The following is a 15,796-nucleotide window of genomic DNA, read 5'->3' as shown; positions in this document are numbered from 1 at the left end:
CTCAGCGCAGACAGAGCGCGCTGGAGACCCGGAGAAGGTCGATGTGGAGGCGGTAGTACGGCGGCTTGCGCGTCATCTCCGTCTCCTCTCGTCGCTCGTGTCATTTCAGTATGGAACGCCAGTGAAAGTTTAGTAAGTGGGTCGACAAAGCTCTCAATATATGGACGGCTTGTACCGGTCCGGAGGGCCCGCGCGGCGCCAATCGGCCGGTGATCCGCGTCACGCCGATAGTTGAGTCTTCACTCGGCAGGTTCACGCCTGAGCGCGTACAAGGCGGCAGGACGGCCTCACTGAGCGTGTTCGATTTCGTTGATCTGATCGCAACCTGTGTTTGAGGCGCTTGAGACGCCCTCGTTATGGTCGTTGAGGTCGCCGTACCCCCTCGACGGCGAACGTCCCTCCCTGGAAGGTTTTTTCGTGCCTACTCACCAAGACGTGCCGGAAACAGATCGGCCGACGTCAAGTCGTCCGGCTGCGCCGCGCCGGGTGGCCAAGCACCGCTCCATCAGTCGACTCGCAACCCGCCGTACCCAGCTGATCGGTCTGACCGCCGCTCTGGCTGCCGCCGCCGGGACCACCGCCGTCGGGCTCAGCTCGTCCGCGGCCGGTCCGGCCGCCCCGAACGCGGGCACCGGCCTGAACCCCTCACAGGCCGGCGCTCTGACCTCCGCCCGGATCGACCGCCGCGACCTCGGGTCCCGGGACGCGTCCCGGATCGACCTGTCGCTGGCCACGGCTCAGAAGGCGGCGGCCGACAAGGCCGCCAAGCAGCGCGCCGCGAAGCTGGCCGCGAACGCGACGCTGACCCAGCGCCGGGCACTCGCCCTGGCCGCCGCGAAGGCGGCGTCGGCCAAGAAGGCGGCCGACTCGGCCAAGGCGCTCGCCGCGGCGAAGAAGGCGGCGATCGCGAAGGCGGCCGCCATCGCGAAGGCCGCGCCGAAGATCGTCCTGCCGACGACCGGGTACCACCTGACCGCCCGCTTCAACCAGGCCGGCGGCCGCTGGGCCCACAACCACACCGGTCTCGACTTCGCGGCACCGATGGGCACGCCGGTCCGTTCGGTGATGGCCGGCGAGGTCATCCAGGCCGACTTCGAAGGCGCGTACGGCCGCCAGGTCAAGGTCCGTCACTCCGACGGCACGGTCACGTCGTACAGCCACATGGAAGAGTTCGACGTCTCCGTCGGCGACTCGGTCCAGGCCGGCAGCATGGTCGGCCGCATCGGCATGACCGGCAACACCACCGGCCCCCACGTCCACTTCGAGGTCCTCCCCCACGGCGGCGCCCCCATCGACCCCGAACCCTGGCTCCGCGACCACGGCCTCAACCCGTAGATCAGCTAGCGTTCCCCCACACACTTCCAAGAGGGGGAACTCTTGAAGCTCTACAAGTCCGCGATGGTCCTCGCCCTCCTGGCATCGGGCCTGATCGCGACCCAACCCGCCCAAGCTGCTCCGCAACGGGCCACGGCGACCTGCTCGCTCGTGGTTCCGTCGCGGCTGAGCATCGGTGCGGCGAACAACAACTTCGTGGCCAAGCTGGGGACGAACTGCCCCGGCAGTGTCTACACAGCGGTCTGGAAGAGCACTCCGGTGGCAACCATGTACCCGGAGGGACGACTTCAGTTCCTGTACGGCGCTCGCGACGTCAGCTTCACGATCCTCGGTGAGGTCCCGCCGATCGGCACCGTCACCTTCAAGCCGGCCGGCGGTGCGACCGCCTTCGACGGCACCAAGGTCGCGGATCTGACCTCCGCGACCACGACCTCACGGTGCGCGTCAGCCGTCGCGCTCACCGGAGGCCGCAAAGGCAGCCGTACGGCGTTGGCCACGACCGTGTCGTACTGGCGGCCGAACAACAGCCGCTACATCCGGTGGGCCAACAAGCAGGTCCTGATCCAGTACCAGGACATCGGCACGTCGACGTGGAAGGGCCTCGCGTACGTCACCACCAACAGCGTTGGCCAGGTGACCTACAACTACTACCCGAACCGGACCCGCCGTTACCGCGTCTACGTGCCGGGGACGAGCAGCATCTGGAACATCTTCTCGCCGACCATCAGCCGCTAAAGCATCTTTGCCATGTCGAGGGCGGCTATCAGGTCGCCCTCGATGAGGAATTCGTTGGGGTGGGTGCCTTCGACGACGTAGCCGTGGCGTTCGTAGAGGCGGCGGGCCGGGGCGTTGGTGCTGTGGACGTGGAGGCTGATCTTGCGGGCTCCGCGCAGTACGCCCTCGGCCGCGGCGGCGTCCAGGAGTGCCGACGCCACCCCCAACCGGCGTGCGGTCGGCGCCGTCGCGAGGCCGTTGATCGTCAGTACGCCGGCGCCCTCCGGGAACGGGTACTTGTCCTGCAGCCGCAGATACCCGACGACCTCCCCGTCGTACTCCGCCACCAGATGCGCGTCCGGACCACTCCGCGCGAAGAACGTGTCGGTCAGGGTGTCCTGGTACGACGGGAACCCCGACGACGCGTCCCACGAGACCTGCTCGATCGCGAGCAGCGCGGCATCGTCCTCCTCGACAGCACGTCGTACGGTCACCTGGCGGTCGGCTGAAGGTCGTTCGTCACTCACCGCACCATCCTCCCCCGCAGACCGGGCCAACCACTTGCCGGGTCAGGCATCCGCCTCGGGCAGTACGACGCTCGCGGTCAGCCCGCCGTCGACGTTCGCGACCAGCTCCAACCGCCCGTGATGGACCTCGACGATGCGATCCACCAGCGCGAGCCCCAACCCGTGCCCGGCGCCGTACCGGCTCTTCGCGAACGGTTCCACGAACGTCCGTACCGCGGCCGGCTCGAGCACCGCCCCGTCGTTCCGTACGACGAGCCTCCCGCGCCCGACCGTGACCTCAACGGCGCCGCCGCCGTGACGGATCGCGTTCTGCACCAGGTTTGTCACCAGCTGATGCATCAGCACGTCGTTGCCTTCCACAACGGACTCTTGGATGTCGGACGACAGCGTCGCCCCGGCCTCGGCCGCCTCCGCCGAGAGCGCCGGCCACGCGGACCGCAGTACCGCGGCAAGATCGACCGGATCCAGTTCCACCTCGCGGTTGCTCAGCGCCGTCAGACTGAGCAGCGTCTCGACGATGTTGATCCCGCGCTGATTCGTCTCCGCCAGCCGCTTCACCAGCTGCGGCACGTCCTGATGCTCCGGATCCGCCTGCGCCACGTCGAGCATCGTCTTCATCACCGCGTGCGGGGTCCGCAACTCGTGCGAGGCGTTGGCCGCGAACCGCCGGTACTGCTCGAACGACTGCTGCAACCGCTCCAGCATCTCGTCGAACGTGTCCGACAGATCGGTGAACTCGTCCCGGATCCCGGTCAGCCCGATCCGATGATCGAGCGACCCGCTCGCCGCCTTCCGCGCCGCGGCGGTGATGTCCTGCAGCGGTTTGAGCATCCGGCCCGCGAGGAACCAGCCGCCGACGAGCCCGATGACGGCGAGGAATCCCAGCGCCCATCCGGACAGCGTCACCACCAGGTGGAGGATCTCGCCGCGGGTCGGCGCGGGCTGTTGGTCACGCGGGTTGGCGGCGGTGAGCGGGTAGTTCGGCACGATTCGGAAGACGAGCCAGATGATGCACGCGACCACGGCGCCGGCGACGACCAGCAGACCGGCGTAGCTCAGCGTCAACCGCAGCCGAACCGTCAGCCGCGGCCGCCACGTCATCAGTCGTTCGTCGCTCACGGCTCACCGATCCGGTACCCGACGCCGGGCACGGTGTGGATCACCCACGGATCCCCCAGCCGCTTCCGCAACGCCGAGATCGTGAGTCGTACTGCGTTGCTGAACGGGTCCGCGTTCTCGTCCCAGGCCTTCTCCAGTAGCGTTTCCGCGCTGATGACGCCGCCGCGGGCCGCCATCAGCACCTCGAGTACGGCGAACTGCTTGCGCGCGAGCTTCACGTATCGGCCGGAGCGGTAGACCTCGCGGCGGTACGGGTCGAGGCGGACTCCGGCGTACTCGATGACCGTGGGCGTGGCGGCGGCGGGTCGGCGTACCAGAGCTCTGAGGCGTACGACGAGCTCGCGCAGGTCGAACGGTTTGGTCAGGTAGTCGTCGGCGCCGAGCTCGAACCCGGCGACCTTGTCGTCGAGATCGCCCGCTGCGGTCAGCATCAGCACGCGGGATCCGATGCCCTGCGCAACAATCCGCCGGCAGACCTCGTCGCCGCTGATGCCGGGTAGATCGCGGTCGAGGACGACCACGTCGTACGCGTTGACCGTCACGGATTCCAGCGCGGCGTTGCCGTCGAACGCCAGATCGGCCGCGATCGCCTCCAGCCGCAGCCCCGCCTGGATCGCCTCGGCGAGATAGACCTCGTCCTCGACGACCAGCACCCTCATAGCAACCATTGAACCAGGCTGGGCGTATCGAAAACGTATCCGGATTTGGAGACGCTCTCGCAACATCGCCTTGGATGAACTGTCAGCATGCTGACCGATCACCGCACCACCGTCGTAGCGATTGTTGCCACAGTCACCTGTCTGGGGCTGACCTCGTGCACAGCGGCCTCCGCCCAGGACGACGCAACCCCGAGTGGGCCGCCCCGCGCGGCGGACGGCGTCCTCCCCGACCACACCTCGGCCTACGACACCGACCTCCCCGGCATCGCCAAGCTGGACCCCGCCCTCCGCAAAGCTGTCCAGCAAGCCGAAACCGCCATGAAAAACGACGGCATCAAGATGCAGGTCACGACGGGTTGGCGCAGCAAGAAGTACCAGCAAGAACTCCTGGACAAAGCAATCCGCAAATACGGCACTAAGAAAAAGGCGTTGGAATACGTCGCCGAACCCGACGCCTCCCACCACGTAACCGGCCACGCCGTAGACATAGGCCCCACCAACGCCGACGACTGGCTAACCCGCCACGGCAACCGCTACGGCCTCTGCCAAACCCTCTCCAACGAAATCTGGCACTTCGAACTGGTCACTCAACCGGGCGACGACTGCCCACCGATGACAGATCCCGCCAAGAACTAGCCGGCCAGGGTGAGAGACTGCTCTGGTGGCAGCCACGATCGACCGTACGACGGCGTTCGCCGTAGCCCGGGAGGTGGCCGCGACGCTCGGGCCTGACCGGACGGACATCGAGTTACTCGGACCGATCGCGGACAACGCGGTCTTCCGGCTCCCCGGTCGAGTGGTGGCGCGAATATCCGCAGCCTCGACCTATGAACGGGCCTTGCACGAGGTCCGCACGAGCCGCTGGCTGGCTGCCCATGGCCTGCCGATCGTGACTCCGTTGGACGCAGCCGATCTGCCCTGGTCGGTTGACGGACACGTCGTCACCGTCTGGCACGAAGTCCTTGAGGCGTCGATGGCCAGTACGACGGAACTCGCCGGTTTGCTCCGGCAGCTGCACACCTTGCCGGTCCCGTCCGACGTCGAGATCCCGCCACTTGACCCGTTCGTCCGCCTGGAGGAACACCTCGCCGAGGCCGCTCCGGCTCTCGCTCCTACTGATCGCCGCTTCCTGGACGAACGCCTGGCCCAGCTCATGCAAGACCACGCCCGAGCGAGCGACGGCCTCCGGACCTGCATCATCCACGGCGACGCCAACAGAAAGAACGCGATCCGAGGTAGCGACGGAGTCGCCGTCCTGCTCGATCTCGAGCGACTCAGCATCGGTCCCCGCGAGTGGGACCTCGTCGTACCAGCGGTCTACCAAAGACTCGGCTGGTACTCCGACTCCGAGTACGACGCCTTCGTTGACGCCTACGGCTGGGATATCCGAACCTGGGCCGGATTCCCCACCTTCGCCGCCCTGCGCGAGTTCCGAATGACAGCCTGGCTCCTTAGCCGACTCCCCCGAGAACCCCGCCTCTCCGACGAGGCCGCCCGCCGCATCGCCACCCTGCGCGATCCGGAAGGTCCACGGTCCTGGACGCCGGGCACCTGATTCAGGAAGCGACGCTCAGAATCTCCCGTGCCTGTGCCCGGAACTCCGAGATCGAGCGATGGTGTCCAACAGCATTCAACGCGTTGTCGAACACCCGCACATACTGACGGACTCGTGCGGACTTGATCCTGCCCGCGGCTGCCAGCGCGTCTCCGGCTGTGCTGCACGCATGGGGTACGTCGCCCGCGTCAAGGTACGACATGGCCAGCGAGATTCGGCAGAACGTACGGCTACGCGGATGTTCATCGGCGGCATATCCGAGCGCGACGTGGGCATTTCTTTCTGCCTCTCGGGGCGACCGGAGCGCGGTGAAGCAATGCGCCAGTTCATCGTGCAGCTCGGCTCGATCGAAGTACGCGATCCAAGGCGGTTCATCGCCGTCAGCACTTTGCTCGAATGCTGTCTCGGCCTGCCTCATCAGCCGGATACAGGCACGTTTGTCGCCCATGCTCGCCAGACCGCGTGCCTCCATCGCGGCATACATCGACCGAACTCGCGCGCTAGCAGCCCCACCTGCGCCGAGCGCAGCCGCTCTAGCCAGGTCGACGGCCTCCCGAAAATCCCCGAGATAGTTGGCTTGGTGGCTCATCAGAGCCAGAACCTTGCCGCCCAGCGGACGATCACCGGAAGCATGAGCCAGGCTCAGAGCCTGTACGAAGTAGCGTCGGGCCAGCCCGTGCAATCCGACGTCGTACGCCATCGCGCCGGTCTTGTAGGTGAACTGCGCCGCGACCGAGAACAACTCGCGGCCCACCACATCGCTGTACCTCGCGTGCAGCATCGGCGCTACGGAGTCGTTGAGGTACTGGACCGCGGCTGTTCGCGCGTGCCCTCCACCGAACTGATGATCGAGGCGCTCGAACATCTGCAAGGTCGCACCGATGGCTGCCACATCGTCGGCGCCGACGCGATGACCATGCACGCCGTACGGCGGATCGGCCGGAGGGGAAACCAGCCACCGGGCCATCGGTGTCGTCAGCGAGCCGGCCGTGACGGCCATGCGGAGGAAGTCCGAGCGTCTCAAGTCTTCTGTCCAAAGGCTGCGCGAGGATCGAATCGTCGTATCGCGGGACTCCGAGAACGACAGGCCGAGCGTTAGCGGCGGCCCGGCGGCGAAGCCCAGATCGCTCAGGGACACGACGCGCCCGAGCCGACGCCCGAGGGCCTCAGCGATCAGAACCGGTTTGGCGCCACGAGGCACCATCCCCTTCAGCCAGCGGCCGACATCGACGTGGTCGCACCTGACATCGTCCATTCCTCTGCGCGCCGCGAGCTCGCGGATGTCGCGTGCCAGAGCGCTTCGCGAGCAATCTGCTTCATCGAGCAGTGCGGCGAGCAACTCGTTGGGCGAACTCATGCGGCCTCTTCAGAGGTACGGATCTGAATGACCCACGGTAGCCGGTGGATGGCACCGCGAACAGGAGTTCCAGTTCGCGTTTCATCCGTCAGTGCACAGGTTCTGCACAGGTCGTTGCCGAGTGCACGCTATTTGCATCTCCCGGCACAGCGACCGGGTCGCTGGAATAGACACGTTCTCCTCGATCGGCGGGGCCGGCGTTGTGAATTCCCTGCGACCGGCGTCGGCCCCGTCCACCATCCAGCAATATTCCACGGGGGATGAAGATGCCACCTGAGTCCGTCGGTGCGGGACCGGTGAACCCCGAACTGCACTGGTCCGATCTGAAGAAAGGCGACCGCGTTCGCCACTTCGACTACGGGGTCGGGACGGCGCACGAGTCCGGGCCGTTGTGGATCTTCATCACCTGGGACAACCCCGACGAACATCTGAGCCACCACACACCCGCGATTTCCCGCTACCTGGAGCTGGTGGTTCCAGACCTCGATCTCGGATGACGGTGTTGCTCGACGGTGCCGATCCGCCGCGCACGGTCCCCGCCACGACAGTCGCTTCACGCCGAATGATCGCCGGGCAGTCACCGCGAGCGGAGCGAGCGAACCGCGGGCGGTAGCCCGCAAGTCGCCGGCGGCAGCCGGCAAGTCCGGCGATAGCCGGAAGGTCCCGGCGATAGCCGGAAGGGATGCTCCGGGCGATAAGCCCGGGGGTGGGTGGGCAGCGTGTGGAGCGGTCGCGTTGAGGAGCGGAGCGACGAAGTAGCGGCTGCGTAGCACGCGGGGGTTGTCGGCTAGCTGGGTTCGGCGGGTGGGTCGGGGAGGATTGCTAGGGGGCGTTGGACCCAGGTGACGTCGTGCCAGTTGTTGAGTTTCCAGCCGATGTTTCGGTAGGTGCCGATCGGTTCGAAGCCTAGGGACTTGTGGAGGCCTTCGCTGGCTGGGTTGGGGAGGGTCATGCCGGCTACGGCGGTGCGGTACCCGCGGGTGGTGAGGCGGGTGAAGAGGGCTTCGTAGAGGGCGCGGCCGGTGCCGGTGCGGCGGCGGCCTGGTTCCAGGTAGACGCTGACTTCGCAGGACCAGCGGTACGCCGCGCGTGGTTTCATCGGGCCGCCGTACGCGTAGCCGATGACGCGGTCCTCGTCTTCGGCGACCAGCCAGGCGTGGGTCGACTGGGCCTGAGCGATCCGCTCGGCCATCTCCGCGGGGCTGGGCGGGTCGATCTCGAAGGTGATGGCGGAGTCGGTGACGTAAGGGGCGTAGATCGCCGCGCAGGCCTCGGCGTCGGCGGCCGAGGCGTCTCTAACCTGAACCATGTCACGATAGTAGCCACAACTGCCGCTATAGTGGCAACGTGATTGACGATCTGTCTCGATCTTTGGCCTCGACCGTGCAGCAGGCGCGTACGGCGCTGGACCTGTCCGTCAACGCGCTCGCGGAGCGGTCGGGGGTGTCGCGGGCGATGATCGGGAAGATCGAGCGGGGCGAGGCGCAGCCCACCGCCGTACTGCTGGGGAAGTTGTCGGGTGCGCTCGGTATGACGTTGTCCGAGCTGGTCGCCCGCGCGGAGAACACCGGCGAGCTGCTGCGGCGGGCGGAGGATCAGCCGGTCTGGACAGACCCGGTCACCGGGTACCACCGGCGTGCGGTGTCCCCGGTGACCGAATCATCGTTGGAGCTGGTCGAAGTCGAGCTGCCGGCCGGCGCGTCGGTCTCGTATCCGGCCGACGCGTACATCTTCAAGTACCAGCAGCTGTGGATCCTCGACGGACATCTTCGCTTCCACGAAGGGCCGCAGGTCCACGAACTGCGCACTGGCGACTGCCTCCAGCTCGGGCCGCCCTCGGCAACAACCTTCCACAACCCAGGTACGACGCCGTGCCGCTATCTCGTAGCACTCGTCAAAGGCCGCGCCTGAAACCACGTCGCGAGCGCATCGCGTAGACCGTCCTGCTCGGCGATCCCATCCTGCTCCGCAGCCCAGGCGACATAGCCGTCAGGCCTGATCAGCAAAGCGATCTGACGATCGCTGCGGCCGGTGATCACGTCGACCTGGTCAGGCACAGCTGTCGCCGCGAAGGCGCCGACCGGGGTGAGATCCAGGAGGAGCGGACGGCCTGCACGCATCAACTCGGCCAAGCGCACACGCACGGGAGAGGAGTGCGCTGCCGCCGTGGCGGAAGAGGCGGGGGCTGGGGTCGTCGCGGGAGAGGAAGGCCCGAGCGCCGTCGCGGGAGAGGAGAGCGCTCGCGCCGACGCTACGGACGAGGAGGCCGACGTCGCGCCCTCCACCGTGAGGTCTGGGGCCCATCGGCCGACGAGCGGGTGGGCGCCCGGGTGGTAGCGGATGTCGGCGCCGGTGATCAGGTCGGCGATTCGTTGGACGTTTCGGGGCTCGGTGAGGAGTTCGGCGAAGAGTTGCCGCAAGGCGGTGACCTCGTTGCCGGGGGCAATTAGTGCGGTTTGGGCCTGGGTTTGCATGACGACCCGCTCGCCTACCGGGCGTCGCTCGGACTCGTAGGTGTCCAGCAAGCCCGCGGGTGCCGTGCCCTTCACCTCGGCGGCCAGTTTCCAGCCGAGGTTGATCGCGTCTTGTAGGCCGAGGTTCAACCCAGGCCCGCCCATCGCCGAGTGAACGTGGGCGGCATCGCCGACCAACAGCACCCGGCCTTCGCGGTAGCGGTCGGCCAGCCGGCTGTTCCCGCCGACGAGCCGCCGCAGCAACCGCGGCCCGTCACCCTCCGGCGGCGTCAGCGGAACGTGCACACCGAGCACGCGATCCGCGCTCGCCTGCAGCTCCTCGAATGTCATCTCACCAGCATCACCCGGATCGTCCCACTCCCCCGTGCTCACAGCTTGACGACCAGGGAACGGGGCGAACACGAACATCCCCCGCTCCGTCCGATGATGCATGAACGGCGGAATCACGCCGTACCCCGGAACCACCAACGCACCCGTCTCCGGATCGATCAGCTCCGCCGGCACCAGAGCGCTCGCCGTACGGGAGACCATCCGGTCATTCGTCACGCCCGGGAAGTCGATGCCCGCCAGCTTGCGAGTAAGGCTATGGCCACCATCCGCGCCGACGAGATAGCGCGTCCGCAGCTCGTACACCCCAGAAGGACCAGTAACCTCGACCGTCACCGAGTCCGCATCCTGCGACAAACCAGACAGCTCGTGCCCCTGACGAATCTCGGCGCCAAGCTCCAGCGCACGCTCCCGCAGAACGGCCTCGACCCGCACCTGAGGCACCGGCAGCATGTACACCGGGTTGTCCTCGATCGCCTCGAGCGGCAGCTCCATGGCCCCGAAGATGTACGCCGGTTGCGGCTGCGGCGGCCCCGGCGTACCAGCGAGACGCTCATACAACCCCCGCCGGTCCAGCATCCGCACCACCTGGCCAACCAAACCGTTGGCCCGAGGCGTCGAGTTGGGCTCAGGCAACCGCTCCAGCACCAGCGGCTGGACCCCGGCCAGCCGCAGTTCGATGGCGAGCATGAGGCCGTTCGGTCCGGCCCCGGCAATGATGACTTCAGCATCCATGACGTTCCTCCATTTGGGCATGACTGACCACCCCGGCGACTGACCGGGGGAATCAAGAAGTTGGTTTATTCAGGCACTGGCAGGCCGGCCTCGATCTGGTCGAGCGCCTCGGTCAGCAGGTCGGCGATCGAGCGGGGCGGATCGGCCCGCATCCACTCGGCCATCACGACCCCTCGGGCCGCGCCGATCACATCGGCGACGAGCCGCGGATACATCCCCGTGATCCCGGTCCGCTCGGAGATGGCGGCCGCCATCTCCTCGCCGACCCGTGCGTAGGCGACCACGATCGCACCCTGCAGCGCAGGCTCGGTCATCATCAACCGGATGCCCTTGAGCCACTGCTCGTCCGGCGGTCGCCGCCCGCCGTGCCCCTCCTCGCCGAGCGCGAAATGGGCCTCGATCGCGGCCCGGATCGCCACCCACAGCGGCTCGTCGGCGGGCCGCGCCCGGAGCTCCTCGGCGATCTTCAGGCTGCGATCCACCTCGCGCGCGGCGATCGCGTCCGCCTTGCTGTCGAAGTAGTTGCGGAACGTCCGCAGCGAGACCCCGGCCTCGGCGGCGATGTCCTCGATCCGGACCGCGCCGTACCCGCGCTCGACGGCGAGCCGGACCGCCGCCCAGCTCAACGCGATCCGCGTCTCCTGCTTCTTCCGCTCCCGCAACCCTTCGGCCATGACACGACCGTAGCAGAAGTTGCCGAAAGAGCAAAGATGCCTTTTAGGCAATTTCATCCCAACCCGGGAATCCCACCAGCCGGCCATGGTTGGGTTACGACATGACGGTGTCCCCGCTGGTCTGGGTGCTGACGTTGGTCGCGATCGTCGGCCTGCTGCTGTTCGACTACTTCTTCCACGTCCGGTCGGCGCACGTACCGACGCTGCGCGAGGCAGCGGTCTGGTCCGCGCTGTACGTCGGGATCGCGGTGCTGTTCGGTCTCGGCACGCTGGTCATCGGCGGCACCGAGATGGGTTCGGAGTACTTCGCCGGGTACGTCACGGAGAAGGCGCTCTCGGTCGACAACCTGTTCGTGTTCCTGATCATCATGACCGGCTTCCGGGTGCCGCGGGAGAACCAGCAGAAGGTGCTGCTGGTCGGGATCGTGGTCAGCCTGATCGCCCGGGCCGCGTTCATCTTCGCCGGCTCCGCGCTGCTGAACACGTTCTCCTGGGTGTTCTACCTGTTCGGGGTCGCGCTGCTGCTGACCGCCGGCAACATGCTCAAGCCGGAGACCGAGGAGTCGCACCAGGCGCAGAACATCGTCGTACGGCTGGCCCGCCGGCTCTTCCGGACCAGCGAGGAGTACGACGGGGACCGGCTGACCACGGTGGTCGACGGACGCCGGATGCTGACGCCGACGCTGCTGGTGATGGTCGCGATCGGCGCCACCGACCTGCTGTTCGCGCTCGACTCGATCCCGGCGATCTTCGGCCTGACCCAGAACGTGTACGTCGTGTTCACCGCGACCGCGTTCAGCCTGCTCGGCCTACGGCAACTGTTCTTCCTGCTCGACGGCCTGCTGGACCGGCTGATCTACCTGTCGTTCGGGCTGGCCGCCATCCTGATGTTCATCGGCGCCAAGCTGATCCTGCACGCGCTGCACGAGAACAACCTGCCGTTCGTCAACGGCGGCGAGCCCGTCGAGGTGGTCGAGATCAGCACCGGCCTCTCGCTCGCCGTGATCCTGGTCGTCCTGCTGATCACGATCTTCGCCTCACTGTTCAGCACCCGCGGCCGGACGCAGACCGCGATAGCCCACATCCGCCGCGACGCGAACGCGTACCTCGACCCCGAATACACCGACGACCCGGACGAGCGCGAACGCGTCTTCCAACGCCTCCTCCGCGCCCGCGACCACATCACCGAACTGGGCCCCAAAGCCAAACAACACGTCCTCAACGAAGCCGACCTGATGGCCCTCTGCCGCGAGGTCGGCGAGGCCCACGCCGCCGCCCACGCCGACCACGAGATCCGCCCTAGCCTTTGACAGCGCCGGAGGCGAGTCCACTCACATAGAACCGCTGCAGCCCGACGTACAGCACCACGCACGGAATCATCGCGATCACGGCCCCCGCGACGAGCGATCCGAAGTTGATCTCGCCGTAGGCGCCTGCCTGGACGTTCACCAACGCGACCGGCAACGTGTACAGCTCGTCCTTGGTCAGGAAAGTGAGCGCGCCCAGGAACTCGGTCCAGGCGGCCAGGAAAGCGTAGAGGGCGACGGTGGCGGCGCCGGGCATGATGAGTGGCCGGAGGACCGAGCCGAGCATCCGGAACGTTCCGCAGCCGTCGACGTGGGCGGAGTCCTCGAGCTCGACCGGGACCGAGGCGAACGAGTTCCGCATCACGAAGACGCCGAAGGGCAGGTTGACCGTGGTGTAGAACAGCACGAGGCCGAAGAGGCTGTCGGTGAGCCGGAGGGTGTTCATCTCCAGGTAGAGCGGCGTCAGGATCGCCTGGAACGGGATCATCATCGACACCACCACGAGCGCGAACAACACCGGTGCACTGCGGAACCGGAACCGCGCGAACCCGTAGCCGGCAAACGTCGCCAGCAAGGCCGTCAGGATCGCGGTGCTCAGGGCAACGATCAAGCTGTTGCCGACGGCCCGGATCAGGTTGCCCGGTCCCTCGATCAACGTCCGGAAGTTGCCCCAGGTCAGATGGAAGAACGTCGACGCGTTCGGCGCCGCGACGATCACGTCGTTCGGCTGCACCGAGCGGAAGAGTGCCCACAGCAACGGTACGGCGAAGACCAGGAACGCGCCGCTACCGCCGATGACGTAGAAGGTGTTCTTGAGTCTCATCAGTCCTTCTCCCGAAGCAGCCGGAACTGGGCGGCGGTGACAAGGCCGACCACGATGACGAGCACGATCGACAGCGCGGTCGCGGCACCGAGCTGCAGCTGGACGAAGGCGCGGTTGTAGATGTACTGGACCACCGTCGTGGTGTCGGTACCCGGGCCGCCGCGGGTCAGGATGTAGAACTGCGAGAACGCGAGCAGCGAGCCGATCACCGAGATGATCACGGCCATCGCGATCGTCCGTCGCAGGATCGGGATCGTGATCTCCCGCTCGGTCTTCCACCAGCCGGCGCCGTCCAACTCGGCGGACTCGTAGTACTCCCGCGGGATTGCCTGCATGCCGGCCATCAGCAGCATCATCGTCAGCCCGCTGACTGTCCAGATCACCAGCACGCAGATCAGTCCGGTGGCGAGCGGGCCGTCCACAAGCCAGGCCGTCGTACCGTCGGTGATGCCGAGCTTCTTCAGCACGATGTTGATCACGCCGCTCTCCGGCTGCGCCTCGAGGACCGTGACGAAGCTGAGCGTCGACAGCCCGACGACGAACGGCAGGAAGAAGACCGTACGCAACAGCGTGGAGCCGCGGCGCTTACGACGTACCAGGACTGCTAGCGCGTAGCCGAGCACCAGGATCGGCCCGGTCACGATGACCGTGTACAGCAAGGTGTAGAGAACGGACTTGGCGAACGCGGCGTCGGAGACGATCGCGGTGTAGTTCTTCAGGCCGCTGAACTTCACCGAGCCGATCAACGGCCAGTTGGTCAGCGAGATCACCAACGCGAACCCGAGCGGCACCAGAACGAAGACGCCCACGAAGAGAACCGCAGGAGTGACCAACAACAACCCGGTTCGTCCCGGATGCGTCAACGATCGCGGCGTACTCATGCCTGCCCCTGCTTCAGAATTCGGTCGTAGTTCTGCTGGGCTTCCTTCATCGCGGCCTCCAGTTCGCCGTCGAACACCGCGCGGCGGAACATCTGCAGCCACGGCCCGTCCGGCTGGTTGTAGAGGAGGTTGTAGGACAGCGTCGTCGGCGCGTACCCCTCCTGGATGCGCTCCAGCGGCAGCGTCGCCAACGGGTACTTCTTCGCGAACTCCGCGGTCCGTGCATCGGACCGTACCGGCGTGTACCCACCGGCCGGCAGATCGATCTGTTGCGGCAGATCCAGCGCGAACCGCACGAACTCCCACGCCCCCGATGCATTGCGAGCGCCGCGTGGGATACACATGTTGTCGCCGCCGTCGAAGAACGCCGCACCGCCGTCCGGCCCGGACAACAGCCGCGGCGTGACCTTCTTGTGGAACGCGTCGTCGGACGCCGACACGACCACGCTGTAGTTCGACGGGAAGATGCCGACCTTGCCGGCCCGGAAGTCGCTGCCCCACCGGGACGCGTCGTCGGAAAAGTTTGCCCTCGGCACCAATCCGTCGACCCACAACTGCCGGTGCAGCTCGAGCATCCGCTGCACCACGTCGTTCCCGACGATGTGCCCGGACTGGCTGCCGATCGTACCTTGGATCAGGTCGGTGTCCGCGGCCCAGATCATCGGCTGTACGACGAAACCGAGCGCGCCCGGGCTGTTCGCCGGGAAGCTCCACGCGTAGATGTCGTCGCCGAGCTTGCGGAGCTTCCGGGCCGCGTCGAGCAGGTTGTCGAACGACTTCACCGCCTCGTCCGGATCGACGTCGGCGCGGTCGCACAGCTCGGTGTTGAACCAGAACATCGAGTTGTCGGCGAGGTACGGAACGCCGTACACACGCTCGTCCTTCGTCGCCAGCCGCAGGTGGCCCGGGCTGAGCTTGTCCCGGAAGTCGAGCACAGCCAGCGGTTCGGTGAGGTCGGTGAACGCGTCGCGGTAGATGAACAGCATCGAGTTGATGTCGTCGATGTCGACCAGGTCCGGCACACTCCGGCCGCGGATCGCGGTCGCCAGTTTGGTCACGTACTGCGCGTCCAGGACCGGCGTCAGCTCGACGGTAAGCCGGTCCTGGGACGCGTTGAACTTCTTCACCAGGTCGGTCAGACCGGTCTGGGTCGCCGCCCGGCACCACACCTGCACGGTGCCGGTGGCCTCCTGCCCGAATCCCGCCGCCTGGACGTCGGGTTCGGGCAGGACCGAGCTACAGCCCGGAAGCAGACCGGCCGTGGTCGCTCCGGCCGCGAGGCCGAGGAACTGCCGACGCGTGACCACGA

18 protein-coding genes are annotated in these 15,796 nt (G+C 66.9%); 7 read left to right on the top strand and 11 right to left on the bottom strand.

Features of this window, described 5'->3' with window-relative positions; translation table 11 throughout:
* Position 1: 1 nt before the first annotated feature.
* Complete coding sequence (locus tag ACFWUU_RS19860) at positions 2-76, bottom strand: putative leader peptide (RefSeq protein ID WP_355483003.1); 75 nt, start codon at positions 74-76, stop codon at positions 2-4.
* 341 nt (positions 77-417) lie between these two features.
* Here ACFWUU_RS19860 and ACFWUU_RS19855 point away from each other — a divergent pair, with 341 nt between their 5' ends.
* A complete protein-coding gene (locus tag ACFWUU_RS19855; protein ID WP_380177226.1) occupies positions 418-1,335 on the top strand; it encodes a M23 family metallopeptidase in 918 nt (305 codons plus the stop codon).
* A gap of 42 nt (positions 1,336-1,377) precedes the next feature.
* The gene (locus ACFWUU_RS19850; protein ID WP_380177225.1) at positions 1,378-2,070 is read left to right on the top strand and encodes a hypothetical protein; all 693 of its coding nucleotides are present in this window, start codon (positions 1,378-1,380) and stop codon (positions 2,068-2,070) included.
* Here the strand turns inward: ACFWUU_RS19850 and ACFWUU_RS19845 are convergent.
* The 3 genes from ACFWUU_RS19845 to ACFWUU_RS19835 are packed head-to-tail and all read right to left on the bottom strand — an operon-like array spanning position 2,067 to position 4,354.
* Positions 2,067-2,576, bottom strand: a complete 510-nt coding sequence (locus ACFWUU_RS19845) for a GNAT family N-acetyltransferase (RefSeq protein WP_380177224.1) — start codon at positions 2,574-2,576, stop codon at positions 2,067-2,069. The genes ACFWUU_RS19850 and ACFWUU_RS19845 overlap by 4 nt on opposite strands.
* 42 nt (positions 2,577-2,618) lie before the next feature.
* The gene (locus tag ACFWUU_RS19840; RefSeq protein ID WP_380177223.1) at positions 2,619-3,695 is read right to left on the bottom strand and encodes a sensor histidine kinase; all 1,077 of its coding nucleotides are present in this window, start codon (positions 3,693-3,695) and stop codon (positions 2,619-2,621) included.
* Complete coding sequence (locus tag ACFWUU_RS19835; protein ID WP_380177222.1) at positions 3,692-4,354, bottom strand: response regulator transcription factor; 663 nt, start codon at positions 4,352-4,354, stop codon at positions 3,692-3,694. Before ACFWUU_RS19835 ends, ACFWUU_RS19840 begins: the two co-directional genes overlap by 4 nt.
* Positions 4,355-4,441: 87 nt before the next feature.
* On the opposite strand from ACFWUU_RS19835, the gene ACFWUU_RS19830 reads away from it, so the two are divergent.
* On the top strand, positions 4,442-4,990 hold the full coding sequence (locus ACFWUU_RS19830) for a M15 family metallopeptidase (protein WP_380177221.1): 549 nt from the start codon (positions 4,442-4,444) through the stop codon (positions 4,988-4,990).
* Between the two features lie 25 nt (positions 4,991-5,015).
* Positions 5,016-5,909: a phosphotransferase family protein gene (locus ACFWUU_RS19825; RefSeq protein ID WP_380177220.1), complete on the top strand. Its 894-nt coding sequence runs from the start codon at positions 5,016-5,018 to the stop codon at positions 5,907-5,909.
* Between the two features lies 1 nt (position 5,910).
* Here ACFWUU_RS19825 and ACFWUU_RS19820 read toward each other — a convergent pair whose 3' ends face one another.
* Complete coding sequence (locus ACFWUU_RS19820; protein WP_380177219.1) at positions 5,911-7,266, bottom strand: hypothetical protein; 1,356 nt, start codon at positions 7,264-7,266, stop codon at positions 5,911-5,913.
* Between the two features lie 260 nt (positions 7,267-7,526).
* On the opposite strand from ACFWUU_RS19820, the gene ACFWUU_RS19815 reads away from it, so the two are divergent.
* Positions 7,527-7,763 carry a hypothetical protein gene (locus ACFWUU_RS19815; protein ID WP_380177218.1) on the top strand — a complete coding sequence of 79 codons (237 nt, stop codon included), beginning with the start codon at positions 7,527-7,529 and terminating at the stop codon, positions 7,761-7,763.
* Positions 7,764-8,053: 290 nt separating this feature from the next.
* On the opposite strand, the gene ACFWUU_RS19810 is transcribed toward ACFWUU_RS19815, so the two are convergent.
* Positions 8,054-8,575: a GNAT family N-acetyltransferase gene (locus ACFWUU_RS19810; RefSeq protein WP_380177217.1), complete on the bottom strand. Its 522-nt coding sequence runs from the start codon at positions 8,573-8,575 to the stop codon at positions 8,054-8,056.
* 38 nt (positions 8,576-8,613) lie between these two features.
* On the opposite strand from ACFWUU_RS19810, the gene ACFWUU_RS19805 reads away from it, so the two are divergent.
* Entirely contained in the window at positions 8,614-9,177 is a 564-nt protein-coding gene (locus ACFWUU_RS19805; protein ID WP_380177216.1) for a helix-turn-helix domain-containing protein, read from the top strand.
* On the opposite strand, the gene ACFWUU_RS19800 is transcribed toward ACFWUU_RS19805, so the two are convergent.
* Together ACFWUU_RS19800 and ACFWUU_RS19795 are read right to left on the bottom strand one after the other, a co-directional pair.
* A complete protein-coding gene (locus tag ACFWUU_RS19800) occupies positions 9,144-10,802 on the bottom strand; it encodes an FAD-dependent monooxygenase (RefSeq protein WP_380177215.1) in 1,659 nt (552 codons plus the stop codon). The genes ACFWUU_RS19805 and ACFWUU_RS19800 overlap by 34 nt on opposite strands.
* Before the next feature lie 65 nt (positions 10,803-10,867).
* On the bottom strand, positions 10,868-11,476 hold the full coding sequence (locus tag ACFWUU_RS19795) for a TetR family transcriptional regulator (RefSeq protein ID WP_380177214.1): 609 nt from the start codon (positions 11,474-11,476) through the stop codon (positions 10,868-10,870).
* Positions 11,477-11,577: 101 nt separating this feature from the next.
* On the opposite strand from ACFWUU_RS19795, the gene ACFWUU_RS19790 reads away from it, so the two are divergent.
* A complete protein-coding gene (locus ACFWUU_RS19790) occupies positions 11,578-12,786 on the top strand; it encodes a TerC family protein (RefSeq protein ID WP_380177213.1) in 1,209 nt (402 codons plus the stop codon).
* On the opposite strand, the gene ACFWUU_RS19785 is transcribed toward ACFWUU_RS19790, so the two are convergent.
* From ACFWUU_RS19785 to ACFWUU_RS19775, 3 genes are read right to left on the bottom strand one after another with little or no spacing between them, the layout of a single operon-like run.
* Positions 12,776-13,606: a carbohydrate ABC transporter permease gene (locus ACFWUU_RS19785; protein WP_137258579.1), complete on the bottom strand. Its 831-nt coding sequence runs from the start codon at positions 13,604-13,606 to the stop codon at positions 12,776-12,778. The two genes, ACFWUU_RS19790 and ACFWUU_RS19785, sit on opposite strands and share 11 nt — an antisense overlap.
* Positions 13,606-14,487, bottom strand: coding sequence for a carbohydrate ABC transporter permease (locus ACFWUU_RS19780; RefSeq protein ID WP_380177212.1), 882 nt, complete (start codon positions 14,485-14,487; stop codon positions 13,606-13,608). The genes ACFWUU_RS19785 and ACFWUU_RS19780 overlap by 1 nt, the downstream gene beginning before the upstream one ends.
* Positions 14,484-15,794: an extracellular solute-binding protein gene (locus ACFWUU_RS19775; protein WP_380177211.1), complete on the bottom strand. Its 1,311-nt coding sequence runs from the start codon at positions 15,792-15,794 to the stop codon at positions 14,484-14,486. The genes ACFWUU_RS19780 and ACFWUU_RS19775 overlap by 4 nt, the downstream gene beginning before the upstream one ends.
* Positions 15,795-15,796 lie beyond the last annotated feature (2 nt).

Origin of the sequence: Kribbella sp. NPDC058693 (genome assembly GCF_042715335.1) — a bacterium.
Taxonomy (GTDB): Bacteria; Actinomycetota; Actinomycetes; order Propionibacteriales; family Kribbellaceae; genus Kribbella; species Kribbella jiaozuonensis.
Note: the sequence above shows the minus strand (reverse complement) of the source record. Positions and strands in the feature narration are given on the sequence as shown.

Bases quoted from the DNA above. Each gene is read 5' to 3' on its own strand.
- ACFWUU_RS19795 (WP_380177214.1), bottom strand. From the start codon at position 11,476: ATGGCCGAAGGGTTGCGGGAGCGGAAGAAGCAGGAGACGCGGATCGCG.
- ACFWUU_RS19780 (WP_380177212.1), bottom strand. From the start codon at position 14,487: ATGAGTACGCCGCGATCGTTGACGCATCCGGGACGAACCGGGTTGTTG.
- ACFWUU_RS19785 (WP_137258579.1), bottom strand. From the start codon at position 13,606: ATGAGACTCAAGAACACCTTCTACGTCATCGGCGGTAGCGGCGCGTTC.
- ACFWUU_RS19810 (WP_380177217.1), bottom strand. From the start codon at position 8,575: ATGGTTCAGGTTAGAGACGCCTCGGCCGCCGACGCCGAGGCCTGCGCG.
- ACFWUU_RS19835 (WP_380177222.1), bottom strand. From the start codon at position 4,354: ATGAGGGTGCTGGTCGTCGAGGACGAGGTCTATCTCGCCGAGGCGATC.
- ACFWUU_RS19820 (WP_380177219.1), bottom strand. From the start codon at position 7,266: ATGAGTTCGCCCAACGAGTTGCTCGCCGCACTGCTCGATGAAGCAGAT.
- ACFWUU_RS19830 (WP_380177221.1), top strand. From the start codon at position 4,442: ATGCTGACCGATCACCGCACCACCGTCGTAGCGATTGTTGCCACAGTC.
- ACFWUU_RS19790 (WP_380177213.1), top strand. From the start codon at position 11,578: ATGACGGTGTCCCCGCTGGTCTGGGTGCTGACGTTGGTCGCGATCGTC.
- ACFWUU_RS19815 (WP_380177218.1), top strand. From the start codon at position 7,527: ATGAAGATGCCACCTGAGTCCGTCGGTGCGGGACCGGTGAACCCCGAA.
- ACFWUU_RS19800 (WP_380177215.1), bottom strand. From the start codon at position 10,802: ATGGATGCTGAAGTCATCATTGCCGGGGCCGGACCGAACGGCCTCATG.